This window comes from Rhodobacter maris (assembly GCF_900217815.1).
Lineage (GTDB): Bacteria > Pseudomonadota > Alphaproteobacteria > Rhodobacterales > Rhodobacteraceae > Rhodobacter > Rhodobacter maris.
In genome coordinates this window covers 87,944-114,340 of the sequence record NZ_OBMT01000001.1, presented here as the reverse complement: position 1 = coordinate 114,340, position 26,397 = coordinate 87,944, and the positions used below count along the sequence as shown (strand labels likewise).

The window sequence follows — 26,397 nt, the reverse complement described above, 5'->3', positions numbered from 1 at the left end:
CGTGCAAGTGGAGGGCCGATGATGCGTGATGAGACGGATGCAAAAACCCTGATCGACCAGATGGGCGGGGCGGCGCGTGAGGCCGCAGCGGAGCTCGCCTATGCGCCGCCTGCGCAGAAGGAAGCGGCGCTGATGGCCGCGGCCGATGCGGTTGTCGCGCGGCGGGCGGAGATCCTCGCCGCCAATGCCGAAGATCTCGCTTTTGGCCGCGACAAGGGGCTCAGCCCCGCCATGATGGACCGGCTCAAGCTCGACGAAAGCCGTATCGCGGGGATCGTGGAGAGTCTGCGCGCCGTGGCTGCGCAGCGTGACCCTGTGGGGGAGGTGATCGCCGAATGGGATCGCACGACCGGGCTGCATATCCAGCGCGTGCGCACGCCCTTGGGCGTGATCGGCGTGATCTACGAATCGCGCCCGAACGTGACGGCGGATGCCGGGGCGCTGTGCCTCAAGGCCGGCAATGCCGTGATCCTGCGCGGCGGCTCGGAGAGCTTTCATTCCTCGCGCGCGATCCATGCCTGCATGGTCGCGGGGCTGAAGGCTGCGGGTCTGCCCGAGGCGGCGATCCAGCTTGTGCCGACGCGCGACCGCGCGGCCGTGGCCGAGATGCTGCGGGCCGTCGGCCATATCGACGTGATCGTGCCGCGCGGCGGCAAGGGGCTCGTGGGTCTTGTGCAGGCCGAGGCCCGGGTGCCGGTTTTCGCCCATCTCGAGGGGATCTGCCACATCTATGCCGATGGCGCGGCCGATCTTGAGAAGGCGCGGGCGGTGGTGCTGAATGCCAAGACCCGGCGCACCGGGATTTGCGGCGCGATGGAATGCCTGCTGATTGACCGTGCCTTCTATGCCAGGCATGGCGCGGTGCTGGTGGAGGATCTGCGCGATGCCGGGGTGGAGATGCGAGTGAGCGCGGATCTGGCCCATATCCCCGGCACGGTGCCCGCCCAGCCCGACGATTTCGGGCGCGAATTCCTCGACATGATCTGCGCGGCAACGCTTGTGGACGGGGTGGACGGGGCGATCGCCCATATCCGCCGCTACGGCTCAAACCACACCGAATCGATCCTGACCGAAGATGACGCCACCGCGGCGCGGTTCTTCGAGCGGCTCGATTCTGCGATTCTGATGCGCAATGCCTCGACACAATTCGCCGATGGTGGCGAGTTCGGCATGGGCGCGGAGATCGGTATCGCGACCGGCAAGCTGCATGCGCGCGGCCCGGTCGGGGCGGAACAGCTCACCTCGTTCAAATATATCGTCCGCGGTGACGGTACGATCCGGGCGTGAGGGATGTCGCCTCGGCAGGCCGGGGTGACCCGGCGGGGGCTCCGCCCCGCCGACAATTGGTTTTCGAACCCGCGGCGCGCCAATTGGGCCCTTCGCCTTCTCCGGGGCGCTCAGAACAAGATTTGTGCGGTCGTGTCGCTGACGTCCCAGCTCACCCGGCGGCCCTGATGCCCCGCCTCGCGCGGCAGAAGCGCGAACTGCACCTGCGCCGGAGCGACCTGCACGAGGCTGCCCGAGAGCCGTGACCAGAGTTCCGGATCGGGCTTGGTGCGCTTCGTCTCGGCCAGAAGCCGCCATTCGCCGCCCTCTTCGCGGATCACCACCTCGCCGCCCCATGGCAGCGCAGGTTCAAGACACAAAAGCCCGAGGAAGATCAGTTTCACCGCCCGGCGCGGATGGTCCCCCGCCGCGAGCCAGTGATATTTCAGCCGCCCGCCGCGCGACATCTCGTCGAGCACCGACAGGATCTCCGACGTGCCGAGGCGCTGGTCGGCCGAGGCCTGGCCGAAGGCGATGCGGAAGAACTTGATGCGCGCATTTGCCGCCGCCACCGCTTCCGAGATCAACTGCACCTCGGGACTTGCGCCCATGCCCGACATGGCGAGCAACTCGACCCCGTTGCCGATCGCCCCCAAAGGGCTGATAAGATCGTGGCAGAGTCGCGAGCCGACCAGCGCCACGAGATCGGTCTCGAGGCTGGTGGGGTCGATGGTGGCGGAGAGCGAAGTGTCATGGGGCATTTCAGATTTCCCGATTGGGGGCAGGATGAACGAATTTCTCGAACCGGGGATGATGGTCCGCAATCCGCAGGCCCCCGACTGGGGCCTTGGGCAGGTGCAGTCGCGCATCGGCGACAAGGTGACGGTCAATTTTGAACATGCGGGCAAGCAGGTGATCGACGGGCGGCGGGTTCAGCTGTCCCTCGTTATCGAAGGGCAAGATTGACAAAAGGTTAACAGGTTGAGGCATTGTTAACAGCCCCGCCTGGATGGGGACGAAAGCGCGCGGGCGGGGATCGGGCATTGATCGTGCGCGCCGGGCCGCTTACATCGGGTGAAACAGAAAGGCGGACAAGATGGCGGTTGCCCCGCTTGCCTATGAAACCCGGATTGCACGCGACGCGCAGGACATCCGCGCCTCGCAACGTCTGCGCTATCAGGTCTTTGTCGAGGAGCTGGGCGGCTCCGGCCCGCTTGTCGATCATGAAAACCGGCTTGAGGTTGATGAATTCGACCCGCTCTACGATCATCTCGTGTTGCTCGACCCCTCGAAGGAAGAGGGGGATCTGGAGCGCGTGGTGGGGGCTTACCGGCTTTTGCGCTCGGACCGGGCGGAGGAGATCGGACGGTATTACTGCGATGCCGAATATGACCTTACCGCGTTGCGCGCCTCCGGACGGCGGCTTCTGGAGCTTGGTCGCTCCTGTGTGCATCCCGACCACCGCGGCGGGGCGGCGATGTTGATGCTGTGGAATGCGCTGGCCGACTACGTCATCGCCCACGAGATCGAGATCCTGTTCGGCGTCGCCTCCTTCCATGGCACTGATGTGGCGGCGCTGAAGGAGCCGCTCTCCTGGCTGCACCACCACCACCTCGCCCCAGAGGCGCTGCGCCCGCGTGCGCGGGCAGAGCATTTCCAGCGCATGGATCTGGTGCCGGAGGCCAGGCTCGACCGGCGCGCGGCGATGGAGCAGATGCCCAATCTGATCAAGGCCTATCTGCGGCTCGGGGGCTTTGTGGGCGAGGGCGCCTATGTCGATCATCCGTTCAACACGACCGATGTGCTGCTTCTGATGGACACCCAGGCGATGTCGGAGAAACACCGCGAATTCTATACGCGCCGCGTCGAGGGGCGTGGATGAGGAGGCGGGGATGAGCGAACCCTCTGGCCCGCTCTGGATCGGTGACGAGCCGCCCGCGCCAGCGCCGCTCACTCCGGCAGGCGGGCTGCGGCTGGTGGTGCGCGGGGTGTCGATGGTCGTCGTGCTTCTGGCGGGGCTTGCGCTCTTGCTGGGCCTGCGGCTGATCGAACGGCCGCTCCACGGTGCGGCGCGGCCCTGGACGCCCGCGATCACCACTGCCGTTTGCCGGATCTGCATTGCGCTCATGGGCCTCCGCTACCGCGTGCAGGGGCAGCCGATGCACCATATCGGCGCGGTGGTGGCGAACCACTCGTCCTGGCTCGATATTTTTGCGCTCAATGCCTGTCAGCGGGTCTATTTTGTCTCCAAGGCCGAGGTGGCGCGCTGGCCCTTCATCGGCTGGCTGGCGCAGGCGACGGGCACGGTTTTCATCCGCCGCGATCCGCGCGAGGCAAAGGCGCAACAGGCGCTCTTCGAGGCGCGGTTGCGGGCGGGGCATCATCTGCTGTTCTTTCCCGAAGGCACATCGACCGATGGCCGCCGTTTGCTGCCGTTCAAGACGACGCTGTTTCAGGCGTTTTACACCCATGGGCTCGACAAGGTGATGCAGATCCAGCCGGTGAGCGTGGTCTACCACGCGCCCGCAGGCGAGGATCCGCGCTATTACGGCTGGTGGCGCGACATGGGATTTGGCCCGCATCTGATGAAAGTGCTGGCCGCGCCGCGGCAAGGCGCGATCGAGGTGGTGTTCCACGCGCCGCTTGATGTGTCCGCCTTCCCCTCGCGGAAGGAGCTGGCCGCGGCCTGCGAGCGCCGGGTGCGCGCCGGGCTCGATCAGGCTTTCTCTCGCGAAGCGCCATCGCGGTAATAAGCGAGCACTTCAAGCCGGATCGCCGTGGCCAGCCCGGTATCCTGAGCGCGTGCGGCGTCGATCTCACGGGCAAGCTCGTTGATGCCGAGCCCGCGCGCCGCGGCCATCTCCTTGAAGCCCTTCCAGAAATCATCTTCGAGCGAGACCGAGGTGCGGTGCCCGCCCAAAGTCAACGAATGCTTGCGCGGCGGGCTCATGGTTCTGTGTCGGGGCGCTCGCGTTTGCTGGCGTCGAGCACGGCGCGCGCCTTTTCAGCCTGCGCCTCTTCGAGCACTTTCTGCGCCTTGGTCCGGCCGAATTTGACGGCATTGGCATCGGCCGCGGCACGGGCCTCGGCCTTCGCGGCGTTTTTGCGGAAACGGTTCAGGTTGACGATCTCGGCCATGGGCGCAGCATCGCACGGCGCGCGGAACTGTGCAATCGGCGCACTCGTCGCCCGTTTTGCCTGCTTGCTCCCGCCGCGGCTTCGCGCTTCGATGGGGCAAAGGAGAGCGCCATGACCCTGACCATTTCCCCCGTGACGGAGGCCGACCGGGCCGATTGGGAGGCGCTGTTTCGCGCCTATGCTGATTTTTATCATACCGAGGCGCGCGCCGCCGAGCCGCAGGTCTGGGACTGGATCCACGCCGAGGCTGAGCCCTATTGGGCCGATCTCGCGCGTGACGCGGCGGGGCAGGCGCTCGGGCTCGTGCAATATTCGCTGATGCACCGCTCGCTTTCGGGCGGGATGGTGGTCTATCTGAGCGATCTCTACACCGTGCCCGAAGCGCGCGGGCAGGGCGTTGGGCGCGCGCTCATCGACCATGTGCGCGCCTTTGCCCGGGCACGCGGCTACGCTTCGGTGCGCTGGCTCACCGCCGAAACCAACGTGGCCGCGCGCAGGCTCTACGACAGCTACGCCCCCGCTTCCGGGTTCATCCTCTATAGCGTCGCGCCTTAACACCACGGCCGGGGGCGGCCGCTCCTCCGCGATATGAAAAGGGCGGCCCGCGGGCCGCCCTTGCGCGCACTGCGGGCAGGTTCAGCCTTTGGGACCGATCATGTCTTCCGGGCGCACGATGCGGTCGAAGGTCTCGCCATCGACATAGCCGAGCGCAATCGCCTCTTCGCGCAGCGTCGTGCCGTTTTTGTGCGCGGTCTTGGCCACCTTGGTTGCGGCATCATAGCCGATGGTGGGGGCGAGTGCTGTGACCAGCATCAGGCTCTCCTTCATCAGCTTGTCGATCCGCGCAGTGTTGGCCTGCGTGCCCACCACCATGTTGTCGGTGAAGGCCGAGGCCGAGTCGCCCAGAAGCTGCATCGATTGCAGCACATTGTAGCTCATCATCGGGTTGTAGACGTTGAGCTCGAAATGACCCTGGCTGCCGGCAAAGCCCACGGCCGCGTCATTGCCCATCACATGCGCGCAGACCATGGTGAGGGCCTCCGCTTGCGTCGGGTTCACCTTGCCGGGCATGATCGAGGAGCCGGGTTCGTTCTCGGGCAGGATGAGTTCGCCGAGCCCCGAGCGCGGACCCGAGCCCAGAAGCCGCATGTCATTGGCGATCTTGAAGAGGCTCGCGGCCACGGTTTTCAGGGCGCCCGAGAAGAACACCATCGCATCATGCGCGGCGAGCGCCTCGAACTTGTTCGGCGCGGTGACGAAGGGCAGCCCGGTGATCTCGGCGATCTGCGCGGCGATCCGCGTGTCCCAGCCCACCTTGGTGTTCAGCCCGGTGCCGACCGCGGTGCCGCCTTGGGCGAGCTCATAGATATGGGTGAGGGCGAGCTTCACCCGTGCGATGCCGCGGTCCACCTGCGTCGCGTAGCCGGAGAATTCCTGCCCGAGCGTGAGCGGCGTGGCATCTTGCGTATGGGTGCGGCCGATCTTGATGATGTCCTTGAACTCATCGGACTTCGCCCAGAGCGCTTTGGAGAGCTTTTCGAGGCCCGGGATCAGCACATCGCGCGCATGGCACGCAATCGCCACATGCATCGCGGTGGGGAAGGTGTCGTTCGAGCTTTGCCCCATGTTGCAATGATCGTTCGGGTGGACGGGCTTTTTCGAGCCCATCTGGCCCCCCAGCATCTCGATGGCGCGGTTCGAGATCACCTCGTTCGCGTTCATGTTCGACTGCGTGCCGGAGCCGGTTTGCCAGACGACGAGCGGGAAGTTGTCGTCAAACTTGCCCTCGATCACCTCGGTCGCGGCGGCGACGATGGCATCGGCGATCTCGGGCGCCATGTCGCCCTGCGCCTTGTTCACAAGCGCGGCGGCCTTCTTGATCACGCCAAGCGCGCGGATGATCGGCACCGGCTGGCGCTCCCAGCCGATCGGAAAATTCATGATCGAGCGCTGCGTTTGCGCGCCCCAGTATTTGTCGGCGGGAACTTCGAGCGGACCGAAGCTGTCGGTCTCGGTTCTTGTCGCAGTCATCGAGGGCCTCCGTGATGCAAATCTCCCGCGGTTCTAGAACCGCGGGACGGATTTGGCAATTGGTATGCGGAGGTATACTGGGCGCGCTCAGGCGTTCGCGAGACGGAACACGCGCGCATTGGCGCAGAGCGGATGATCGGCGAGCAACTCGGCGAGGGCTGCCTCGACATTGCGCACTGCCCGGCAGTGGAAATAGAGCTCGGTCGTCTTTTCAAACGCGCGCTCGCCCATGTAGCGCCCGCCCGAGCTGATCTTGTGCTTGATCCGTTCGAGCAGTTCGTCGGGCGAATGCGCGGCCTTCACGGCCGGGTCGAGCCCGGCGGTGTCGAGTTCCAGCACCAGCACTTCAGTCGACCCGAAGCGGCGCAGCTCCTTGCCGGTCTCGTCGGCGAACCACGAGCCCTTCGGCGCGCCGAGCGACTCGAAATGCGGCACCAGCCTGTCAAGGAGCTTCTTGTCGAGCCCCTTGATCTCCATGTCGAGGGTGCATTCGGTGACGCGCCCCGCGCCATCCATCGCCGAGGCGCCGGCGGTCACGCTGCCCACCCCCCAGGAGTTGAGCGCTTCCTGCACCAGAGCATCATAGCGCGGCGCGCGATCCTCGGCGGTGAGGCAGGTGGGCATATGGGCGGTGACCGCCACTGTCTTTTGCGGTTTGAGGAAATTGAACATCGGTTTGGCCGTTGTTTTGGAAGGTTATTTGCGAAACTTGTCGAGGCTGACCACCTCTGCCTCGGGGCGCGGCTTGTCGGCGCTCTCCTCGGTGATCTCGAAGTCTTCCTCGGTCTCGTCCTCCTCTTCGTCCTCGCTGTCTTGCGATTCGAAGCGCAGGCCGAATTCGACCGAGGGGTCAACAAACGTGTGCACCGCATCGAAGGGAATCCAGAGCGGTTCGGGCTGGTTGCCGAAGTTCAGCGTGATCCCGAAGCCTTCGCTCGTCACGGTGAGATTCTCGAACCAGTGCTGGATCACGATGGTCATTTCTTCGGGGTAGCGGGACTTCAACCAATCCGCCATTTCCACCTTCGGCGCGCGGGTGTCGAAGGTGATGAAGAAGTGATGCGCGCCGGGCAGGCCATGCTCGGCCACCTCGTTCAGCACGGTCTGGATGAGGCCGCGCATCGCGCGATGCATGAGAGTGCCGTAATCGATCGAACGCGTCATGGGGACCCTTTCCTTTGCGCACAGCATAGGGGATTTGCCGGGCAAGGAAAGGGGGAACCGGGGAGGGGCAGCGGCGGCGGCCGGTGTCGCGCGAAGGCGGTTTCGCACGAGGCACGACTCAGCGCAATTGCTCGCCCATCAGGCACAGCGCCATTGCCTGTTCGGGAAGTGCGCCGATCTGCTCGAAGAAAGTGATCATGTCGGTCATGTTGTAGGCCTCGGCGAAACGATCGCCCGTGAAGCGCACCGCCACCTGCGAGGACACATCGATTGGCCGGTGGTCGCGTCGGGTCTTGCCCTGAAAGCGCAACAGCGCCCAGAGCCAGTCGTCCCCCTCTGCATGGCGCAGCACTTCATAGCGCAGATCGGTGACGAGGCTGCGCATCAACGGAATGAATTCGGCAAAATCACGCGGCGCGAGAGAGAGGCCGGGCATAATTCCGGTCGCCTCCGTTCCCTGGGGAAAGAAGTCGTTGATTGCGTCCAGATCACCAGCGATCCACACGCGATCATACCAATCGCGCAGGATATCGAGCTTGCCCATTTTGTCGTCTCCGTGAGGTGGGCACATTTTCGGCGCCAACTCTGAAGACGCGATTAACGGTGCTCAGCGCGAGAGCCGCACCAGCCCCCCGGTCTGGCCCTTGAGGACGCCCTGATCCTCGGGGGCGGGGCGGGTGAGCGCGGCAAGAAGCACCGGAACCGGCGTCCAATAGGGAATATACCACTCCTGATCGACTTCGAGAACCAGCACCCGGTCGCGGGCCGCATCATAAGCGCCCACCAGCGAAACATGCGGCCCGTCCCAATCGCCGGTGACCACACCTTGATTGAAATAGACGAGGATCACGTCATCGGCGGTGCTTTCGTTGGCGGCCAGACGAGCGCGCAGCTCGGAGAGGGCCGCCGCCTCCGGCATCGCTCCGGGGGCGCCGGGGTGAAAGCTGTCGATGGTGATTTTGAGCCCCATCGCTTCGGCGGCCTTGCCAGCATAGAGGCTCAGCTCGTCGAATGTGATACCGTCACCCTCCTCGGCCGAGATCGCGCTCCAATGCGCGTCATTCACTTTTTCGAGAAGTTCCGGCTGGCGCATCACCGTGTCTTCGGCATTGGGCGGCAGGCCCGCGAGCCCGGTGAGCGCGGCGGTGATCGAGGCGACTCCACAGGCTGAAGAGGTGAATTGCGGTTTCACGAAGGGGAAGAAGGCCCAGAAATCCGGCGCTGGGGCCTCGGTCAGATAGGCGTGGTCCAGCGTGATCGGCACGGCATTGGGGCCGAGCTTGGGCAGGGGGGCATCTTCGGCCAGCGCGGGCGTTGCGAGGAGGGCGAGGGAAAGCAGAAAGGCGTGTCGCATCAGGATCTCCGGTTTTTCGGAAAGCGTGATGCGCGGACGGGGATTGCGCAAGCCTAAACCACCTGAGCGCGCGCCGCTTCGCGCGTTTGGTCGGAAAAGTGCAGGTTTCTGTTGCCAGGCACCTGCGAGCCCCGCCTTAAGCGGCTAAGCGTAAGGACTTTAGGTTTCGGTACCCGAGCTGCTTACGCAGCCAGAGCCACCGGAGCACGGTTGTCGTTGGCAACTGTACAATTTGCACCGATAACGGTGGTCGCTCACCGGGACAAAGCCATCACCTTTACACGTTCGTCGATCCTGTTTCGGCCCCAGATGCCCCCAACGAGGGATTTGGTGGAGCCGCCGGGTACCGCCCCCGGGTCCGATCCGCTTATTCCGTGCGCGTTTATGCCCATAGTCCGGGTTGCCCCGGACAGGAACCAAGATAGGGCGGGGGGGGCGCGGCTGCAAGGGGGCTGTTTCGTCCCGACGGAGCCGGTCCCCCCGCCTCCCCCCGGGGTATTTGCCCCCAATGGAGGAGAGGGGCGCCGGTGGTTCAGAGATGCGGTTCGATCAGTGCGCGCAGGTTGACGCGGGCGCGCATCTTCGTGGCCAGCAGATAGACACCGCCAAACTTGCGCTGCAAAAACAGCGTATCCATCGGCGGGATGCGCATATGCGCGCGCTGCTCCGACATCGCCATGCCGGCATCGCGCATCCTGAGCGCCAGATCATTGGCGCCGAAGTCGAAATCGCCCTGATGGCGCAAGGGTTCGAGTGACATCAGGAACATGCCGAGCATCGCCTCTTCCAGCGCCTCGGGCATGCCGTCGCTCAGAAAGCCGATCGCGCGGGCCGCTGTGCGGATGCCGGCCTGATCGCCCGCAAGCCCTGCGCGCAGAAGCGCGCGGTAGCGCTCGGCGAAGGCTTGGTCGAAAGCGCGCGTCGCGCCGAAATCGAGCAAGATGATGCGCCCCGTTGCCGGATCGTAGCGGAAATTGGCGAAATTCGGGTCGGTCTGCATGAGCTGGAAGGTGAAAAGCTCCGAGAAGATCAGTTCGATGATCAGCCGCATCACCCGGTCGCGCTCTTGCTGCGGCGCCGCTTCGAGCGCCTCGATCGGCTTGCCCTCAAGATAGCTCATCGCCAACACTTCGCGAGTGGTGAGATCGGCATGAAGCTCCGGCACGCGGAATTCGGGCCGGTCGGCGAGAAGTTGGCCAAAGAGGTCGAGATATTTCCCCTCGCGCTCGTAATCGGCCTCTTCATGCAACTGGCGCTTCGCCTCTTCGATCATCGGCGCGATGTCGATTTCCTTCGGCACCATGCCGGCAAGCTTCATCAGCCCGGCGACATTGTCGACATCGCTGTCGATCGAGCGGCGCACGCCCGGATATTGCACCTTGATCGCGAGGTCGCGCCCGTCGCGCGTTTGCGCGCGGTGCACCTGCCCGATCGAGGCGGCCGCAATCGGGCGCACCTCGAATTTCTGGAACCGGTTGAGCCAGTCCGGCCCCCAGGCGGCGGTGAGCACCTTCTTGAGCTGCGGCCCCGGCATATGATGCGCCTCGGCGCGCAGCCGGGCGAGGATGTCGGCGAGTTCGGGCGGCAGCATGTCGCCCGCATCCATCGACATCAACTGCCCCACCTTCATCGCCGCGCCGCGCATCTGCGCCAGCTTGTCGGCCACCTTGCGGGCATTGGCGGGCGTCATCAGAAGCGCGCTCATGTTGGGCTTCGTGCCACGGGCCAGTTCGCGGGCGCTGCCTGCGGCCACGGAGCCCGCGAGCGTGGCACCGAGCCCGCCCAGTTTTGCCAGCCGCGACAGCCGCGAGGAGGGCACGGCAAGCGCCCGGGATTCGAACTTGCGCTCGGTCATCTTTTGTCCTTCGGAGGGTCTTTCGGCTCAGATAGGGGCAGGATCAATGGTTGCAAGAGCAGCCGCCCCCTGCGTGTTCCGACCCGTGATCCGCCTCGTCATGGCTGCAGCCGCACCCGCCCGTGCCGTGATCGTGATGATGGTGATGATGATGCCCGGAGGCCGCACCGCGCAGATCGGGGATCGGCGCCTCTTTCATCTGGGCGAGCGCTTCCACCAGCGCCTGCACCGCCAGAAGCGGGTCGGTCTCGTCGGTCACCACAGCGAGCACCCCGCGCGCGGCCATGCGCGCGGTAAACCCTTGCCCGGCGGAGCCCGCGATCACCGCTTTCATCGCATCGAGCGGATGGGCGCCCTCGCCGTGGAATTCGTGCATCGACATATCCTTGGGCAGGTCGAGCCGGTCGACTTCGATAACCGGCGCGCTCGGCGCGGCCTCATAGACGAGGAAACGGCGGGTCTTGCCGGCGTGGCCGGTGATGGTGCGGAAGTTTTGCGAGGCAACGGCGATACGCATTGGTCTTTCCTTGGGATCGGGGCTCAGCGCGCGGCGGAGGAGTCGAGCAAGATCACCTGTTTGGCGGTCTCGTTCAGGTGGCATTCCTGCGCATTCACCATGCGCTTGGGCGAGGAGCGGTAGAACATCGACTCGAAATTGCAGCGCATCTGTTCCCAGCTGTTCCAGGCGGCGATCATCTTGTCGAGATCGTCAGTCATTCGTGCGGCGCCGGCCGCGATCTGCTTTTCATAGGGCTTGTCGCGCTCGGCGGCCCGGGTGCGCATCGCCTCTTCCGCCTTCGCAAGCCGGGCGCGCCACCAGGAGATTTCCGCGTTCATGCACAACGCCAGATCGGTGACTTGCGGATTGGGGAGCCGCTTGCGGCATTGCGTCGAGCTGAGCCCGATACAGGTCGCACGTTCCGCATCGGTACTGGCGGCGGCGTAGCAATCGGCGGTCGGGTCGGATTTTCCGGCCTGCGCCGGAAAGGCGAGGGCGGGCGCGATCAGCAGCGCCGCAAGGGCAACGGGTTTCGCATGCATCATCGGTTCCTCGGTCGAGAGCCAGAGAGGAACGGTCCGGGCCACGAAAAGCAGACCCGGAACCGTTCGGGGAAGCCCGGGCCGACGCGACTCATTGGGGGGAGACGTTGCCCGGATGGGGCGACCATGGACCGGGGGCGAGGATGGGTCTGTGATCTTATCACGTATCCCCTGCGACGCTTTGGCCCTGCGTCGGTCACGTTCCCGTGCCCGAAGCGCAAGCGTGAAAAAAGGGGTTACTTGCCGCCGCGCGGCGGACGGCGCAAAAGCGGTACGCTGGTTGCGGGCGCAGCCCCGGCAACAGCGATCGCGCCGGAGAGGGGAGAGGCCTTTGCCCGTTCGGCGCGGCGGGCCGCACGGGCACGGGCGCGGTTGCGCTCGGTCACCGCGGTGGGCAGCATCCAGGTCCAGAGCTTCTGATCCGGGAGCGGCAGCACCATGAACCAGTGCTCCAGCAGCGCCAGGAGCGTCAGCACCGCAATCAGCACATGGCCGATGAAACCGGCATCGCTCTCGGCCGAAATCGCGCGTTCGAGAAAGCAGCCAGCGGCAAAGGTGAGCACCGTGACCGAGACCGGGAACAGGAAGTTCATCCGCGCCAGCTTGAAGTGGCTGGCAAGGTGCGCAAGCGGCGAGGGCAGGAACTGCACATTGATCCGCGGCACGCCGAGGAACAGGTTCAGCTTGGCCGAAATCCGCGCGGTATAGAGAATGCCGAAGGTCAGAAGGCCGATCCGGTTCTCATTGTCGGAAACGATCACCGTACAGGCGATCATCGCGGCCAGAAGGGCGAGCTCATGCCACAGGATCGTGCCGGTGGCGCGCACGAACCGCTCGCTCATCGAGGCGCCTTCGGGGCAGGGCAGTCGATTCGGCCCCGCCACAACGCCGGAGAGGAAGGCAAGCTCAAACCAGCCCCAGACCGAGAGCGCCGCAAGAAAGGCGATATGGGCGCCCTGCACCGTGGTGTCATCCGAGGAGCGGTGCAGATAGAGGAACCCGAAAATCAGAAGCGGCAGGCCAAGCACGACCGAGAGCTGATGCGCGCCGCGGCCCTCAAGGTCGGCGCGGCGCACCCGCCACAGGATCGCGCCGGTGGAAAACCACCAGATGAACACAGTCGAGAGCGTAACGAGCCACGGATTGGTCATGCGCGGCACCCCCCGTTAAGGGGGCGCCGCGCGGGACCGGGGGACGCGCCCATCACCCCGATCCAAACCGCCTCGGGGGCGGTAGCCTGTTGCCCGCGCGCAAGCCCATTGGCTGCGGCGCGGGAGAAAAGCCGAGAAGAACCCTTGCTGGTCATCTTCCCGGCCCTCCTCAGTTCATGTCGAGCAGGCGCTCGAAAGCGGCCTTGCTGTCGGGGCCGAAGGCGTAAAGCTCGGCAGACCAGCCGGTGGCGGGATCCTCGGCGGAAATCCGGCCGTTCTCATAGCGCACGATGCGAATCGGCGGGTTGCCCTCGATCCGTTGCACCACGCGGGTGCGTTTGACCGCCGCGCCAACCACGTTGACAAAGCCGCCGTCGGGCATGTCAACGAGCACGGAGCCATCGGGGTTGCGCACGATCACATGCTGCGAATTGACGTCTTCAAGGATCACCGAGCGCTCCGCGAGCACTTTGGCGGTATCGGGCACGCCGACATGCGGGCGCCCGGTGGCGACCGAATATCCGACGATGGCGAGCGACAGAAGCGCCACGCCGATCATCGCGCGCACCATTGCGAGCGGGATCATCTCCTTGCTCTTCTCGGCGCTCTTGCCCGGCGCAGCGGCGCGGGCGGAAACGGGGTGTTGTGCCATTTTCAGGGCCTCATTCTGCCGGTGCCAGACCGGCCGTCGCAGTCCCCACGGGGGCGTGGGTCAATTCGGGTTCGTTCAGCTTCGCCTGCGCCGCCTCGGCGAGGATTCGCGCCACCTTCTCGGCCTCGGGAATGCAGCGGAACGCGGGCTGCGGGTGGCGGATGTGCCAGGGCCGGGCCGAGGGCCAGAGCACGGTATAGGAGAGCCGCATCTCGTCGGGCACCTGCAGCGCCAGCGTGCCGATGCCCTGTTTGGAGCGTTTCGTCAGCCCCAGCGCGGCCACTTCGATGACCTTGTAGGGCACGGTGAACGTCACCTGCAAAGCGGCGCCGACCCGCAGGATCGCGCGTGCCGAGGTGAGGGTGTAGATCGTCGCGCGGGCCTGCACATAGGCAAGAAGCAGCACCAGCAGATAGGTGCCCACCGCGAAGAGCAGATAAAGAACCAGTGTCGGCAGGGCCTTGGCCAGACCGCTCTCGGTCCAGATCACAAACGCCCGCCAGAAAGCCAGCGCCACCATATAGCCGGTGACCCAGCGAATTTTGAAGGCTTCGCTGGCCAGCGCCTTCATGTCGGGGCTGCCCTGCCAGAGAATTTCCTCGCCCTGGGGCAGAGGGGCCGGGATTCCCGGCTGGGGTTCGAAGTCGAAATCATGGTCTGACATTTCAGACCCTCCGTCCAGCAGTCAGGCGGAACGGCGCGGGCGCGCGCCGTTCCCGTAAGCACGCCTCAGATCAGATCGCGAAAGGCTGACGGCCCGTGGCATACATGTAGCCGCCGGCAACGTAAGCGCAGATCTTTTCTTCTTCGAGCTTGGTGACCTGGTCGAACGACTTCACATCCGGGATGTCGTCAAACAGGTCAGAGGTGATCGCGTTCACGCGAACGCGGTCCGACCAGATGCGCAGCAGCGTCATCGGGATCAGTTTCTTCTTGCCCGAGTTCAGTTCGATCTCGAGGTAACGGCCGAGTTGTTCGGGCACGTCGACCCACATCTCGGTGACTTTGCCGACCACTTCGGTATCGCCCGCTTGCACCGGCAGACCGCGCGGATCACGGCCAGCCGAAACCATCATGCCAGCGACATTGCGCATCGGCTTGATTTTCGGTTCGCCATGGGCGTCCATTTCCGGTTCGTCGCGCCGCGGCACCCAGGAGGCCGGGCCCACGCCGTCTTTCAGCGGGTTGCCGGTCGGGCGGAAGGGGTAGCCTTCGTTGGCCGAGGTGCGTTCCAGCGCCAGATCGGTGCGGCGGTGGGCTTCCTCGTTCTCGACCGAGGGCACCGTCACGGTGGTGCCGTTGGCGAGCAGGAAAGTTTTCGGCGAGGGCACCGGGAACGGGCCCTGGTTCACGGCAACGGCCCCGTCGTCGTTCTCGAGCGGGTAGCCTTCACGCATGTTTTCCGTCTGGAGGTAGTAGATCAGGTAGGCGAGAAACGCCCAGAACGACCAGATCGCGAGACTGGCGAGATCGAAATCTCCGAAGAAATTGACACCGACCATGATGGTCCTCCTTTGTCAGGTTGGAAATTCGGCAAGGCCGATCCGCGCCTCGCCGGTCTCCGGTTTCTTGGGGAACAGGCTGCCGGGACGGGCCAAGGGCCCGAGCACGGCAAGAGTAGTGAAGAGAAGTCCGATTTCGATGGCATAGACCACCGAATAGCCGAGCGCCGGGCTGTCGAGCGCCCCGAGGTAGCCCGCCGAGGCGGCGTGCGCAACGAGGTCGCGCAGCGCCCCGCCAAAGAACACCGCAAGCCCCGCCGCCGTGGCCTGCGCCGCACCCCAGGCCCCGAGCGCGATGCCGGAGGCACCCCGCACGATGACCATCATCGCCACGGTCAGCGTGGCAATCCCGAACGTGCCGCTGCCCAGGCCAATGCCCCAGGCGGCAGCAAAGAACATGATCTTGCTTTCGAACAGGGCCGAGAACAGCACCGCGGTAAAGGCCACGATGCCGATCAGGATGCCGCGCGCGGCAAGACGGTGCGCCGTCGCCCCTTGCGAGAGGCGCCGGGCAGACCAGATGAATCCGATCAGCGCACCGAAGCTCCAGCTTGCGGTGAGCAAGGTCGTCATACTGACGGGCAGTCCAAGCACCTGTCCACCATAGGGTTCAAGCAACACGTCCTGCATATTGAACCCAAGTGTCCCGATCATCACCACGGCAAGAAGCCGCATCGCGCCACTTTCGGCCGCCAGAAGGCCCCAGGCTTCGCGGAAGGTTTGCCGCGGCGCCTCCCTTTCCGCCTTTGTCATCGGGCGGATAACCTCTTGCTTCCAAAGCGCGATGACGTTCAGAACCAGCGTCATTGCGCCGCAGGCCTGCACCACGCGAATAAGCGTCATCTGGTCGAAATCGCGCAAAAAGAAGCCCACGACGATCGCAGAGATGCCCATGCCGACGAGGAACATGACATAAAGCAGCGCCACCACGCGCGGGCGCGTCTCTTCGGTGGCGCGGTCGGCGGCAAGCGCGAGGCCCGCTGTCTGCGTCATATGCATGCCGAGCCCCGCCATCAGGAAGGCGATGGCGGCGAAGACCTCGCCCGCCCAGTCCGGGCCCATGGTCTGATCGCCCGAGAGCAGAATCAGCGCAAAGGGCATCAGCGCGAGCCCGCCCATCTGCCACAGCGAGCCAAACCAGAGGTAGGGCACGCGCTTCCAGCCGATCGCCGAGCGGTGCGTGTCCGAGCGGTGGCCGAGCACGGCCCGGAACGGCGCGACGAGCACCGGGATCGAGATCATCAGCGCCACGACCAGCGCCGGAACCCCCATCTCGACGATCATCACCCGGTTCAGCGTGCCGAGCAGGAGCACCTGCGCCATGCCGACCGAGATCTGGAAGAGCGAGAGCCGCATGAGTTGCTTGAGCGGAAGCTCCGCCGAGGCCGCCTCGGCAAAGGGCATCCAGGTCTTGGCAAGCGAACCGATCATGCGGCGGCTGAGGATCATGGCCGATACTCCAGGCACTCGGAAATGTAGAAGCCCTTCACCACCCGGTCGATTTTCATCAGGCTGTCGCCGGCGTGGCGTTGCAGCTTGTCGAGCGCATGCGGGATCATCACCGGCGAGCGGTTCGAGCGCGGGAAAAGCTTGCCCACGCCCCAGAACGCCATCAGGAACGGCGTTTTTGGTGCCACGGTGAAGACGATCGCACTATGGGTGCGCGCGCCAAGGTTGGTGAGGATCGCGCCAATGTCGGGGGCGCGGTAGTAGATCAGGCTGTCCATCGCCACGACGTAATCGAACTGGCCCAAGGCCGGGTCGGTCATGTCGCCCGCCATGAAGGTGACCTTCTCGCGCAGCGCAGGCTCCAGACGGTCTTCGGCAACCGAAATGAGCTGGGGCGAGATGTCCACCGCCACCACCTCGGCGCCGCGTCTGGCAAGCTCGGTCGTCATCAGCCCGGTGCCGCAGCCCGCGTCGAGCACGCGGCAGCCGTTCAGATCTTCGGGGAGCCGCGAGAGCATGATCGCCCGCATCCGGTCGCGTCCCTCGCGCACGGTCTGGCGCACCTTCGAGACCTTTGCGTCCGATTGGGTCAGCCGTTCCCAGGCGCTTGTCGCGGTGCGGTCGAAATAGTGTTCGACGCGGTCGCGGATGGCTGCGTAGTCGTTGGCCATTTCAGTCAAATCCCAGCAGTTCGAAGATATGGCGGTCCGTCAGCGGCTCAGGCGTGAGCCCTGGCTCGTCGACCGAGCGCAACAGCGTCTCGGCGAGGCGAATATATTCGGCGCGCGCCTGCACCACGTCCTCGGCATCGTCCATCTCGAAAAGCGTGCGCTTTTTGAGCCGCGAGCGGCGGATGCTATCAAGGTCCGGCATGTGGGCGATGCGTTTGAAATTGGCGGCCTCGCAATAGCGGTCCACCTCGTTCGTCTCGCGCGAGCGGTTGGCGATGCAGCCCGCGAGCCGCACCTTGTAGTTGACCGATTTCGCCTGCACCGCGGCGATGATGCGGTTCATCGCGTAGATGCTGTCGAAATCGTTCGCCGTCACGATCAGCGCGCGGTCGGCGTGTTGCAGGGGCGCGGCAAAGCCGCCGCAGACCACATCGCCCAGCACGTCGAACACCACCACATCGGTATCTTCGAGCATATGGTGCTGACGGAGCAGTTTCACCGTCTGGCCAACGACATAGCCGCCGCAGCCGGTGCCCGCGGGCGGGCCGCCCGCCTCGACGCACATCACCCCGTTGAAGCCCTCGGTGACGAAATCCTCGGGACGGAGTTCTTCCGGGTGGAAGTTCACCGATTTGAGGATGTCGATCACCGTTTCCTGCAGCCGGCCGGTGAGCGTGAAGGTGCTGTCATGCTTCGGGTCGCAGCCGATCTGCAGCACGCGTTTGCCCAGAAGCGAGAAAGCCGCCGAGAGGTTCGAGGAGGTGGTCGACTTGCCGATCCCTCCCTTGCCATAGACCGAGAAGACCTTCGCGCCGCCGACATCGAGGTTTTCGTTTTCATGCACCTGCACGGAGCCTTCGCCATCAAGGCCGGTGAGGTCGGGTATGTCGTCGCGCGGGCTCATGCGGCCCTCCTTTTCGTAATCGTCCATGTCACTCGGCCGCCACGCCTTCCATCCGGTCCTCAAGCTCGTCGGCGGCAGCCTGCAGCGCGGCGAGGGTTTCAGGATCGGGTTGCCAGTAGTTGCGGTCGGAGGCCTCCAGAAGCCGCTGCGCCATCCGGCTCGAGGCGGCGGAGTTCAGATCGGCGAGGCGCTTGCGCATCTCCTCGTCGAGCACGAAGGTTTCCGAGAGCCGTTGGTAGACCCAGGGGTCGACCTTGCCGGTGGTCGCCGACCAGCCCAGCGTGTTGGTCACCTGCGCCTCGATCTGGCGCACGCCCTCGGCGCCGTGCTTGAGCAGGCCCTCGTAGAACTTCGGGTTGAGCGAGCGCGCGCGGGTTTCGAGCGCGATCTGGTCTTGCAGCGTGCGCACCGTGCCCGCGCCGCGGGTCTGGTCGCCGATGTAGACCGCCGTGTCTTTGCCGCCCTGCGCGCGTTTGGTGGCGCGCGCAATGCCGCCCAGCGTGTCGAAATAGTGGTCGACGGTGGTGACGCCGAGTTCCACGGATTCGAGGTTCTGGTACGCCAGATCGACCTTGCCGAGCACGTTTTGCAGCAAGTTCACCTGTTTGGTGGATTTGCCGTCGCGGCCATAGGCGAAGGATTTGCGCGCCTCATAGGCATCGGCCAGCTCGTCCTCATCGCCAAAGCCCGCAGAGCCCACGAGCGTGTTGACGTTCGAGCCGTAAGCCCCTTCGGCGTTCGAGAACACCCGCAGCGCCGCAGTGTCGAAATCCATCCCGGTGTCCTGCATCGTGGCCAGCACATGGGCGCGGATGAAGTTCTGCGCGAGCGGTTCGTCTTCGGCACTGGCGCAAAGCCATGCGGCCTCGGCCAGAAGCTTGGTTTGCAAGGGCAGCAGGTCGCGGAAGATGCCCGAAAGGGTCATCACCACGTCGATCCGCGGGCGCCCGAGCTCATGGAGCGGAATGAGCTCCGCCCCCGCAAGCCGCCCGTAAGTGTCAAACCGCGGTTTCGCGCCCATCAGCGCCAAAGCCTGCGCGATCGGCCCACCGTCGGATTTGATGTTGTCCGAGCCCCAAAGCACCAGCGCCACGGAACGGGGCAGGGTGGGGTGGGTGGCCAGAAGCCGCGCCGCCTGCGCCGCGCCATCGCGGAGCGCAAAGGCGGTGGGCATGCGGAACGGGTCAAACGCGTGGATGTTGCGCCCGGTCGGCAGAATCTCCGGTGCGCGCACAAGGTCGCCCCCCGGCACCGGCTCGATGTAGCGCCCGCCCAAAGCGCGCAGCAGCGCCTTGATCTCGTGCTCTTCGCGCAGGAACTTGTCGGCGCGGGCCCGGTCTGCCGTTTCCGGCATCAGGTCGAGCATTTCGGCGCGGTGTTCCGCCGTCATCGGCTTTCCGAGAACGTGAAGCCCCTCGGTGATCAGCGCGCCCTCGGTCTCAAGGAGTTTTTCCCAAAGCGTCGAGAGATCGGAAGCGTCCATGTCGACGCTTTTCGCCTGTTCGCGCACGAGTTCCGACAGGTCTTCCGCCTCGGGCGAGCCGGGCGGCAGCGCGCGCAGCCGTCCAAGGCTTTCCTTGAGTTCCGAGAGGCCCTTGTAGAGCCCCGATTGTGCGAGCGGGGGCGTGAGATGGCTCACGATCACCGCGTTCGAGCGGCGCTTGGCAAGCGTGGCCTCGGAGGGGTTGTTGGCGGCGTAAAGATAGACGTTCGGCAGGTTGCCAATCATCCGGTCCGGCCAGCACTCCTCGCACATGCCCGCCTGTTTGCCGGGCATGAACTCAAGCGCGCCATGCATGCCGAAGTGAAGCAGCGTATCGGCCTCGAAATCTTCGCGCAGCCAGCGATAGAAGGCGGCGAAGGCATGGGTCGGCGCAAAGCCTTTTTCAAAGAGCAGCCGCATCGGGTCGCCCTCATAGCCAAAGACCGGCTGGAGCCCGACGAAGACATTGCCGAAATGGCGCCCGAGGATGAAGAGATCACGCCCGTCGGTCTGATGCTTGCCCGGTGCGGCGCCCCAGACGGCCTCGATATCCTTGAGCCATTTCGTGCGCGCCACTACCTCGGCGGCGGGGAGCCGCGCGGCGATTTGTGCGGGCTGGCCATGCGTGGCCTCGGGGCCGCAAAGGACCGCCGCGCGCAGGTCATCGACCGAGGCGGGCAGATCGCCGGTTTGATAGCCCTCGGCCTTCATCGCATGGAGGAAGTTGAAGAGGCTTTCAAAAACAGCGAGATAGGCGGCGGTGCCGGCGGCGCCCGCATTCGGCGGGAAGCCATAGAGCACAATGCCGACTTTGCGTTTTTGCACCTCGGAGCGGCGCAGTTTTGCAAGGCGGAGCACCTTGTCGACCAGCACATCGACCCGTTCGGGGCAGGCGGCCATGGCGTGGCTTTCGGCTTCCGGGTCGGGTTTGCAGCCATGCGGACAGGTCGCGCAGCCCGCCGGATCGTGGCGCCCGCCGAACACGGTCGGGTTCGTGGCCCCGTCGATCTCGGGCAGCGCGATCAGCATCGTCGTTTCCACCGGGCCAAGCCCGCCGCCCGAGGCGCGCCATTGCCCGAGCGTCTGGAATTCGAGCGGCTGTGCGGAAACATAGGGAACGTCGAGTTCCTTCAGCGCGGTCACCGCGGCATCGCTGTCGTTATAGGCGGGCCCGCCCACAAGCGAGAAGCCCGAGAGCGACAGGAGCGTGTCGACCTTGCCCTTGAGGAATTCGTCAATCGCCGGGCGCCCGTCGAGCCCGCCCGCAAAAGCGGGCAGCACCGCCAGCCCCTTGGCCTGCAGGCCACGGATGACAGCATCGTAATGCGCGGTATCCTTGGCGAGAATGTAGGAGCGCAGCATCAGCACGCCCACTGTCGCCACCGGGTTGGCCGGTTGCGGGAGTTTTGCCGGATCGGTGGTGATGCGGCCCGCCATGTCGGGGTGGTAGAGCCCGACCTCAGGGTAATCGACCGGGGCCGCAACCTTCACGCCGCGCCAATCGACATTGTCCGAGTAGCGGCTGACGAGGTAGCGGACCATCGACTCGATATTGTCTTCCGAGCCGCCGAGCCAATACTGCATGCAGATGAACCAGGCGCGCAGATCCTGCGCCTTGCCCGGAATGAACTTCAGCATCTTCGGGATGCGGCGCAGCATCGACATCTGCTTTTCGGCAGAGCCCGCGCCCGGCTCGTTTTTCCCGCGCAGCTTTTTGAGAAGCGCCATCGGCCCGGAGGCCGGTTTCGTCATGTCGAGATCGCCCATCTTCGTCAGGCGCACGATCTGCGGATCGGCCACCATGCCGACAAAGGCATCGAGCCGCGGGCGCACCGCGGTCATCTCGGGCAGGATCGACTGCAGATGCTCGTCGATGAACAGAAGGTTCGCGACGATGATATTCGCCTCAAGCACCGCAGCTTTCGCAGCGGCGAGCTTGGCGGGGCTTTCGGCCCATTCGGCGGCGGCGTGAACAGTGATGTGCAGGTCGGGGAAGTCGTGTTGCAGCCGGGGCAGCGCGCGGGCGGCAGGGCCCGCGGCATGCGCATCCAGAGTAACGATCACGACGTTATAGCCGCCCGGACGGTGCGGCGGCAGCGGCATGGTTCCGCTCATCGACTCATCGTGCATAGTGGGCCTTGGCCTCGTAGAGGGTTTCGACGGTGATGTCGCGCACGCCCTTGTGCGCGGCAAAAAGCTCGGTGTTGCGCTTCGCTTTGCCCCGCACGAAGAACGGGATCTTTTTCAGCTCGCGCTCGGCCTCGGGCATCCAGCGGATCTCGCCCGAGGGCTCGACTACCGGCACGGCCGGGGTGTCGACTTGTGTTTGGGGGGCCGCTTGCGCGGCCGGTTCGGGCGCTTCGGCCCGCTCGACGTGCTTGCCGCCATGATGGCTGGCACCGGCTGCGTCGTGGAATTCAAAGTCCTCGCGGAACATCGTCAGCAGGTGTTCCTCCAGCCCCATCACGAGCGGATGGATCCAGCTGTCGAAAAGGACGTTGGCGCCCTCGAAGCCCATCACCGGGGCGTAGCGGGCGGGGAAATCCTGCACATGGACCGGCGCCGAGATCACCGCGCAGGGGATGCCCAGCTTCTTGCCGATGTTGCGCTCCATCTGCGTGCCGAGGATCAGTTCCGGCGCCGCCGCCTCGATCGCTTTTTCGACCTCAAGGTAATCATCGGTGATGAGCGGCTCGACGCCGTATTCGGCGGCGGCGGTGCGCAACGCCCGCGCCATCTCGCGGTTGTAGCAGCCCATGCCGACCACCTCGAAGCCCACTTCCTTCGCGGCGATCCGCGCGGCGGCGATCACATGGGTGCCGTCGCCAAACAGGAACACCCGCTTGCCGGTGAGGTAGGTCGAGTCGACCGAGGCGCTCCACCACGGCTGGCGCAGCGTGCGCTCGTCGGCCTTGACGGGCAGGCCGGTGAGCTTGCTTACCTCGGCCAGAAAATCGCGCGTGGCGCCCACGCCCATCGGCACGGTCTTTGTGAAGGGCTGCTTGCAGGTCCGCTCCAGATGCCGGGCCGCGCTCTCCCCTGTTTCGGGGTAGAGGAGCACGTTGAAATGCGCCTGACCGAGCTTGCGCAGGTCATCGGGCGTGGCGCCCATGGGCGCGACGACATTGACCGTCACGCCCATGCCTTCAAGGAGTTTTGTCACCTCGACCACGTCATCGCGGTGGCGGAAGCCGAGCGCATTGGGGCCAAGGATGTTGCAGCTTACCTCTGGGGTGCGCTCCATCGGCTTGGCGAGCGCGCGCACCAGCGCGCGGAAGGTCTCGTCGGCGCCGAAGTTCTCCTTGCGCGAATAGCTCGGCAGTTCGAGCGGCACCACCGGAATGGGGAGCGCAAGCGCGCGCGAGATCCCCTCGGGGTCGTCTTGCAAAAGCTCGGCCGTGCAGGTGAGCGCCACGGCCATCGCCTGCGGCTGGTAGCGCTCCTGCGTGGCCTTGATCGTCTCTTTCAGCAAAAGCCCGGTATCGGCGCCCATATCGGCGGCCTGAAAGGTCGAAAACGCCACCGGCGGGCGGGCATTGCGCCGCTCGATCATCGTGAAGAGAAGATCGGCATAGGTGTCGCCCTGCGGGCCGTGCAACACCAGATGCATGTCCTTCATCGAGGTGGCAACGCGCATCGCGCCGACATGCGGCGGGCCTTCATATGTCCAAAGCGTCAGTTTCATGCGGCGCTCCCCCCCGCAAGCAGCGCACGGCGGCGCAGCGGGCGCGAGAAGAGCCCCGCGAGGTCGCCTGCCTGCTCGTAGAAATGGATCGGCGTGAAGACGAGTTCGATTGCCCACTTCGTCGCATGGCCCTGCGCCTCGAGCGGGTTGGCGAGCCCAAGGCCGCAAACGGTGAGGTCGGGGTTGATCGCGGTGTGGCGATCGATCTGCGCCTCAAGATCCTGCCCCTCGGTCAGGCTCGCCGCGGCGGGCAGCAGCGCGAGTTCCGGCGCCATGATCGCGCGGTGCAGGAAGGGCGTGCCCACTTCCGTCGGCACCATGCCGCATTCGCGGGCAAGGAAGCGCGCGAGCGGGATCTCAAGCTGGCTGTCGGGGAAGAGGAAAAGCGAGCGCCCCTCCAGCGTGCCGCGATGCGCGGCGAGCGCCTTTTTCGCCCGCGCCCGCGGCGCGGCGGTGACGGCCTCGAAGGTCTCCGCGCTCACACCGTAAACGTCCGCAACGGCCTTGAGCCAGAGCGTCGTACCCTCTTCGCCGAAAGGGAAGGGGGCGGTGATGCGCTTGGCGCCGCGGCGTTCAAGCGCCGCGGCGGTGTCGCCCAGAAACGGCTGGGCGAGGATGAAGCGGGTGTTCGGCCCCACCGCGGGCGCCGCATCCGAGCGCCGCGCTGGCAGGAAGCGCACCGAGGGGATGCCGAGTTGCGAAAGCAGCGACGCGCATTGGTCCTCGACCACATCGGGGAGCGCGCCCACCACCAGAAGCTCTTCGGCTTCAGTGGGCTTCAGCGTCGGCACCATCGCGGCGAGGCAGGTATCTTCGCCCTGCGTGAAGGTCGTATCGAGCCCCGAGCCCGAATAGGCATAGACCCGCACATGCGGCGCGTGATGGGCGTTGAGCCGCTCGGCCGCGCGTTCGAGATCAAGCTTGATCACTTCCGACGGGCAGGAGCCCACGAGGAAAAGCTGGCGAATGTCGGGGCGGCGCTCCAGAAGGCGCGCGACCTCACGGTCCAGCTCGGCATTGGCATCGGCGAGCCCGGCAAGATCCTGCTCTTCAAGGACAGCAGTGCCAAAGCGCGGCTCGGCAAAGATCATCACCCCCGCGGCGGCTTGCAGCAGATGCGCGCAGGTGCGCGAGCCAACGACGAGGAAGAAGGCGTCCTGCATCTTGCGGTGCAGCCAGACGATGCCGGTGAGGCCACAAAAAACGGCTTTCTGGCCGCGCTCATGCCGCACCGGAGAATCGGTGCAGCCCAGTTTCGGCGAATCGAGGGTCATGGCGTGCCTTGCTCCATCGCGAGCGTGCCCGTGGGGGCCGACTCACTTGCGGCCTGAAGCCGGGCCTGGCGCAGTTTCCACAGAAACTGTCCGGCGTTGATGACATAGGTGGTGTAGGCGGCGAGCGCGATGAACATCTGCAGATTGTGCGACTGGCCGGTGAAGAGTGCCCAGAGGTAGCCCGTGTGCAGAGCGATCACCGCGAAGGAGAACACGTCTTCCCAGAAGAAAGCGGGGGCAAAAAGATATTGCCCAAACACCACTTTTTCCCAGATCGCCCCGGTGACCATGATCGTGTAGAGGATCAAGGTCTTGATCAGGATGGAAACTGTGGCCGCGGTATAGCCGTCGCCGGTGAACAGGTAGCGCAGCACCAGCCCGAGCGAGACGGCGAAGACGAAAAACTGCAAGGGCGCGAGAATCGCCTGCACGATCGTCCATGGCGTGGCATCGCGGCGGGCACGTTCCTCCGGCGTATAAAGAGACTTCGTCGATGGACGGGGGGTGTGTGGCATAGTGGCAGCCAGCCTTTCTTCGTGGGCGCGCAGTAGCTGTCAGGTTAGGCAATGGCCCCCAAGTGTCAACGAAAACTTACACTCTGGCGCCGCGCCCAAACGCCGCTGGCGGGGCCGGGGAGGGGGCAAAAGGGCAGGTTACCCCACCGTCATGACGGCCGCGCGACGGCGCGTCATGATGCGCGACGGGCTGCGGCGTGTTGCCGCAATGCGCTGCAAAAGAAAGGTATTTCTGCCCGCCGGACGATCGTCCTGTGACGATCGTCACGCCGCTGCGTTGCGGCGTGGGCGGCGGTGTCGCACCTTGTCAATTTCGGTGGACATCGGGGCGTCGTTGATGTCGTATGACACGAGGGGAGCGATCCCCTTCTTTTCATGTTCCGCTCGCGGGGGTAGGGAAGACCCGCCGCGATCGTTGGGTTTCGGGGACTCTGATGCGGGATATCAGTTTTGAAGTCGAGCGGGCCAACGGCAGCCTTGATGGTTTCGTTGGACTCGCTCTGGAGGCGATTGGGCGGCTTGCCGCGCGTCGCCGTGATGGAGTGGGAGAGCTGCGGACCGCGCTTGTGAACAGGTTGGTCGAGCTTGCCACAGGTCCGGAGCTTGGCGCTATGGACCTGTGTCTTGATGATTTTCGTGGCGCTTTCGTCGCTTCGGAAGACATCGCTGCAAAATATGTGCCTGCGGCGGCCCGGCAGATCGGGCTGGCGTGGGAGGCCGACCAGCTCAGCTTCGCGCAGGTCACGGTCGGCGTTGCCCGGTTGCAGGAGCTGCTTCACGCGCTGCAATCGGACTTCACGGCGGATTCGTCAGATCCGACGAATACGTCGACGGTGTTGGTGATCGTGCCCCCCGGCGAGCAGCATACGCTTGGCGCGCTGGTGGTGGCGATGGGCCTGCGCCGGAAAGGCATCTCGGTGCGGCTCCTGTTCGCCCCGGGGTTGAGTGATTTGTCGCGACTGATGGCGACCAATCGCTTCGACGCCGCCCTGATTACGGTCGGCAGCATGGAGAGGGTTGAAATCTCCGCGAAACTGGTGAAAACGCTGTCCAGCCTGACTAAGGGGCGTATGCGGGTTGCGATTGGCGGGGCGATCGTCGCGCAGCGCGCAGAAGCTCTCGCCAAGACCGGCGCGGATCTGGTGACCAACGATCTTTCGGTGGTGATTTCCGAATTCGCGCTGGCGTGACTGGGAACGGGTCGGGGGGAGACTGACAGGGGAAGGCTGAAGGAAGAGACACGGGTTCAGGAAAGGTTTCGG

General features: G+C 65.2%; 28 protein-coding genes and 1 other RNA gene. 6 read left to right on the top strand and 23 right to left on the bottom strand.

The window, feature by feature from the left end; genetic code table 11:
- Window positions 1-21 precede the first annotated feature (21 nt).
- The gene (locus tag CRO22_RS00575) at window positions 22-1,287 is read left to right on the top strand and encodes a glutamate-5-semialdehyde dehydrogenase (protein ID WP_176518505.1); all 1,266 of its coding nucleotides are present in this window, start codon (window positions 22-24) and stop codon (window positions 1,285-1,287) included.
- Between the two features lie 110 nt (window positions 1,288-1,397).
- Here the strand turns inward: CRO22_RS00575 and CRO22_RS00570 are convergent, their stop codons facing one another.
- Window positions 1,398-2,027 (bottom strand): histidine phosphotransferase family protein, encoded by a 630-nt coding sequence (locus CRO22_RS00570; protein ID WP_097068169.1) that lies wholly within the window; start codon window positions 2,025-2,027, stop codon window positions 1,398-1,400.
- 25 nt (window positions 2,028-2,052) lie between these two features.
- On the opposite strand from CRO22_RS00570, the gene CRO22_RS00565 reads away from it, so the two are divergent.
- The 3 genes from CRO22_RS00565 to CRO22_RS00555 all read left to right on the top strand — a co-directional run bounded on the left by CRO22_RS00565 (window position 2,053) and on the right by CRO22_RS00555 (window position 4,016).
- Window positions 2,053-2,232, top strand: a complete 180-nt coding sequence (locus CRO22_RS00565) for a DUF3553 domain-containing protein (protein WP_097068168.1) — start codon at window positions 2,053-2,055, stop codon at window positions 2,230-2,232.
- Between the two features lie 130 nt (window positions 2,233-2,362).
- Window positions 2,363-3,148 carry a GNAT family N-acetyltransferase gene (locus CRO22_RS00560; RefSeq protein WP_097068167.1) on the top strand — a complete coding sequence of 262 codons (786 nt, stop codon included), beginning with the start codon at window positions 2,363-2,365 and terminating at the stop codon, window positions 3,146-3,148.
- A gap of 10 nt (window positions 3,149-3,158) precedes the next feature.
- On the top strand, window positions 3,159-4,016 hold the full coding sequence (locus CRO22_RS00555) for a lysophospholipid acyltransferase family protein (protein WP_097068166.1): 858 nt from the start codon (window positions 3,159-3,161) through the stop codon (window positions 4,014-4,016).
- Here the strand turns inward: CRO22_RS00555 and CRO22_RS00550 are convergent.
- On the bottom strand, window positions 3,983-4,216 hold the full coding sequence (locus CRO22_RS00550) for a ribbon-helix-helix domain-containing protein (RefSeq protein WP_097068165.1): 234 nt from the start codon (window positions 4,214-4,216) through the stop codon (window positions 3,983-3,985). The genes CRO22_RS00555 and CRO22_RS00550 overlap by 34 nt on opposite strands.
- Window positions 4,213-4,404 (bottom strand): DUF4169 family protein, encoded by a 192-nt coding sequence (locus CRO22_RS00545; RefSeq protein ID WP_097068164.1) that lies wholly within the window; start codon window positions 4,402-4,404, stop codon window positions 4,213-4,215. Before CRO22_RS00545 ends, CRO22_RS00550 begins: the two co-directional genes overlap by 4 nt.
- 111 nt (window positions 4,405-4,515) lie before the next feature.
- Here CRO22_RS00545 and CRO22_RS00540 point away from each other — a divergent pair, with 111 nt between their 5' ends.
- A complete protein-coding gene (locus tag CRO22_RS00540; protein ID WP_097068163.1) occupies window positions 4,516-4,959 on the top strand; it encodes a GNAT family N-acetyltransferase in 444 nt (147 codons plus the stop codon).
- Window positions 4,960-5,040: 81 nt separating this feature from the next.
- Here CRO22_RS00540 and fumC read toward each other — a convergent pair whose 3' ends face one another.
- From fumC to bchF, 20 genes are all read right to left on the bottom strand, one after another.
- The gene (gene fumC, locus CRO22_RS00535) at window positions 5,041-6,435 is read right to left on the bottom strand and encodes a class II fumarate hydratase (RefSeq protein ID WP_097068162.1); all 1,395 of its coding nucleotides are present in this window, start codon (window positions 6,433-6,435) and stop codon (window positions 5,041-5,043) included.
- Between the two features lie 87 nt (window positions 6,436-6,522).
- Window positions 6,523-7,107, bottom strand: coding sequence for a hypothetical protein (locus CRO22_RS00530; RefSeq protein ID WP_097068161.1), 585 nt, complete (start codon window positions 7,105-7,107; stop codon window positions 6,523-6,525).
- A 24-nt stretch (window positions 7,108-7,131) separates the two neighbouring features.
- On the bottom strand, window positions 7,132-7,599 hold the full coding sequence (locus CRO22_RS00525; RefSeq protein ID WP_097068160.1) for an SspB family protein: 468 nt from the start codon (window positions 7,597-7,599) through the stop codon (window positions 7,132-7,134).
- Window positions 7,600-7,717: 118 nt separating this feature from the next.
- Window positions 7,718-8,143 (bottom strand): nuclear transport factor 2 family protein, encoded by a 426-nt coding sequence (locus tag CRO22_RS00520; RefSeq protein ID WP_097068159.1) that lies wholly within the window; start codon window positions 8,141-8,143, stop codon window positions 7,718-7,720.
- 63 nt (window positions 8,144-8,206) lie between these two features.
- A complete protein-coding gene (locus CRO22_RS00515) occupies window positions 8,207-8,953 on the bottom strand; it encodes a phytochelatin synthase family protein (protein ID WP_097068829.1) in 747 nt (248 codons plus the stop codon).
- Between the two features lie 97 nt (window positions 8,954-9,050).
- Window positions 9,051-9,404: a transfer-messenger RNA gene (gene ssrA, locus CRO22_RS00510) on the bottom strand.
- A gap of 81 nt (window positions 9,405-9,485) precedes the next feature.
- Window positions 9,486-10,808: an ABC1 kinase family protein gene (locus tag CRO22_RS00505; RefSeq protein WP_097068158.1), complete on the bottom strand. Its 1,323-nt coding sequence runs from the start codon at window positions 10,806-10,808 to the stop codon at window positions 9,486-9,488.
- 43 nt (window positions 10,809-10,851) lie between these two features.
- Window positions 10,852-11,325 (bottom strand): NifB/NifX family molybdenum-iron cluster-binding protein, encoded by a 474-nt coding sequence (locus CRO22_RS00500; RefSeq protein ID WP_097068157.1) that lies wholly within the window; start codon window positions 11,323-11,325, stop codon window positions 10,852-10,854.
- A 23-nt stretch (window positions 11,326-11,348) separates the two neighbouring features.
- Window positions 11,349-11,849, bottom strand: a complete 501-nt coding sequence (locus CRO22_RS00495; protein ID WP_176518504.1) for a lysozyme inhibitor LprI family protein — start codon at window positions 11,847-11,849, stop codon at window positions 11,349-11,351.
- Between the two features lie 236 nt (window positions 11,850-12,085).
- Window positions 12,086-13,000 carry a putative photosynthetic complex assembly protein PuhE gene (puhE, locus tag CRO22_RS00490; RefSeq protein ID WP_097068155.1) on the bottom strand — a complete coding sequence of 305 codons (915 nt, stop codon included), beginning with the start codon at window positions 12,998-13,000 and terminating at the stop codon, window positions 12,086-12,088.
- A 169-nt stretch (window positions 13,001-13,169) separates the two neighbouring features.
- Complete coding sequence (gene puhC / locus CRO22_RS00485; protein WP_097068154.1) at window positions 13,170-13,652, bottom strand: photosynthetic complex assembly protein PuhC; 483 nt, start codon at window positions 13,650-13,652, stop codon at window positions 13,170-13,172.
- A 10-nt stretch (window positions 13,653-13,662) separates the two neighbouring features.
- Window positions 13,663-14,316, bottom strand: coding sequence for a photosynthetic complex putative assembly protein PuhB (gene puhB, locus CRO22_RS00480; protein ID WP_097068153.1), 654 nt, complete (start codon window positions 14,314-14,316; stop codon window positions 13,663-13,665).
- 70 nt (window positions 14,317-14,386) lie between these two features.
- On the bottom strand, window positions 14,387-15,154 hold the full coding sequence (gene puhA / locus CRO22_RS00475; protein ID WP_097068152.1) for a photosynthetic reaction center subunit H: 768 nt from the start codon (window positions 15,152-15,154) through the stop codon (window positions 14,387-14,389).
- Between the two features lie 15 nt (window positions 15,155-15,169).
- Entirely contained in the window at window positions 15,170-16,603 is a 1,434-nt protein-coding gene (locus CRO22_RS00470) for a PucC family protein (protein WP_097068151.1), read from the bottom strand.
- Window positions 16,600-17,274, bottom strand: coding sequence for a magnesium protoporphyrin IX methyltransferase (bchM, locus tag CRO22_RS00465; RefSeq protein ID WP_097068150.1), 675 nt, complete (start codon window positions 17,272-17,274; stop codon window positions 16,600-16,602). Before bchM ends, CRO22_RS00470 begins: the two co-directional genes overlap by 4 nt.
- A gap of 1 nt (window position 17,275) precedes the next feature.
- Complete coding sequence (bchL, locus tag CRO22_RS00460) at window positions 17,276-18,178, bottom strand: ferredoxin:protochlorophyllide reductase (ATP-dependent) iron-sulfur ATP-binding protein (RefSeq protein ID WP_097068827.1); 903 nt, start codon at window positions 18,176-18,178, stop codon at window positions 17,276-17,278.
- A 28-nt stretch (window positions 18,179-18,206) separates the two neighbouring features.
- Entirely contained in the window at window positions 18,207-21,776 is a 3,570-nt protein-coding gene (locus CRO22_RS00455; protein WP_097068828.1) for a magnesium chelatase subunit H, read from the bottom strand.
- Window positions 21,777-21,780: 4 nt separating this feature from the next.
- Entirely contained in the window at window positions 21,781-23,346 is a 1,566-nt protein-coding gene (gene bchB / locus CRO22_RS00450; RefSeq protein ID WP_097068149.1) for a ferredoxin:protochlorophyllide reductase (ATP-dependent) subunit B, read from the bottom strand.
- Window positions 23,343-24,620: a ferredoxin:protochlorophyllide reductase (ATP-dependent) subunit N gene (locus CRO22_RS00445; RefSeq protein ID WP_097068148.1), complete on the bottom strand. Its 1,278-nt coding sequence runs from the start codon at window positions 24,618-24,620 to the stop codon at window positions 23,343-23,345. Before CRO22_RS00445 ends, bchB begins: the two co-directional genes overlap by 4 nt.
- A complete protein-coding gene (gene bchF / locus CRO22_RS00440; RefSeq protein WP_097068147.1) occupies window positions 24,617-25,135 on the bottom strand; it encodes a 2-vinyl bacteriochlorophyllide hydratase in 519 nt (172 codons plus the stop codon). The genes CRO22_RS00445 and bchF overlap by 4 nt, the downstream gene beginning before the upstream one ends.
- Window positions 25,136-25,569: 434 nt before the next feature.
- Here bchF and CRO22_RS00435 point away from each other — a divergent pair, with 434 nt between their 5' ends.
- Window positions 25,570-26,325, top strand: a complete 756-nt coding sequence (locus tag CRO22_RS00435; protein ID WP_176518503.1) for a cobalamin B12-binding domain-containing protein — start codon at window positions 25,570-25,572, stop codon at window positions 26,323-26,325.
- The last annotated feature ends 72 nt before the right edge of the window (window positions 26,326-26,397 follow it).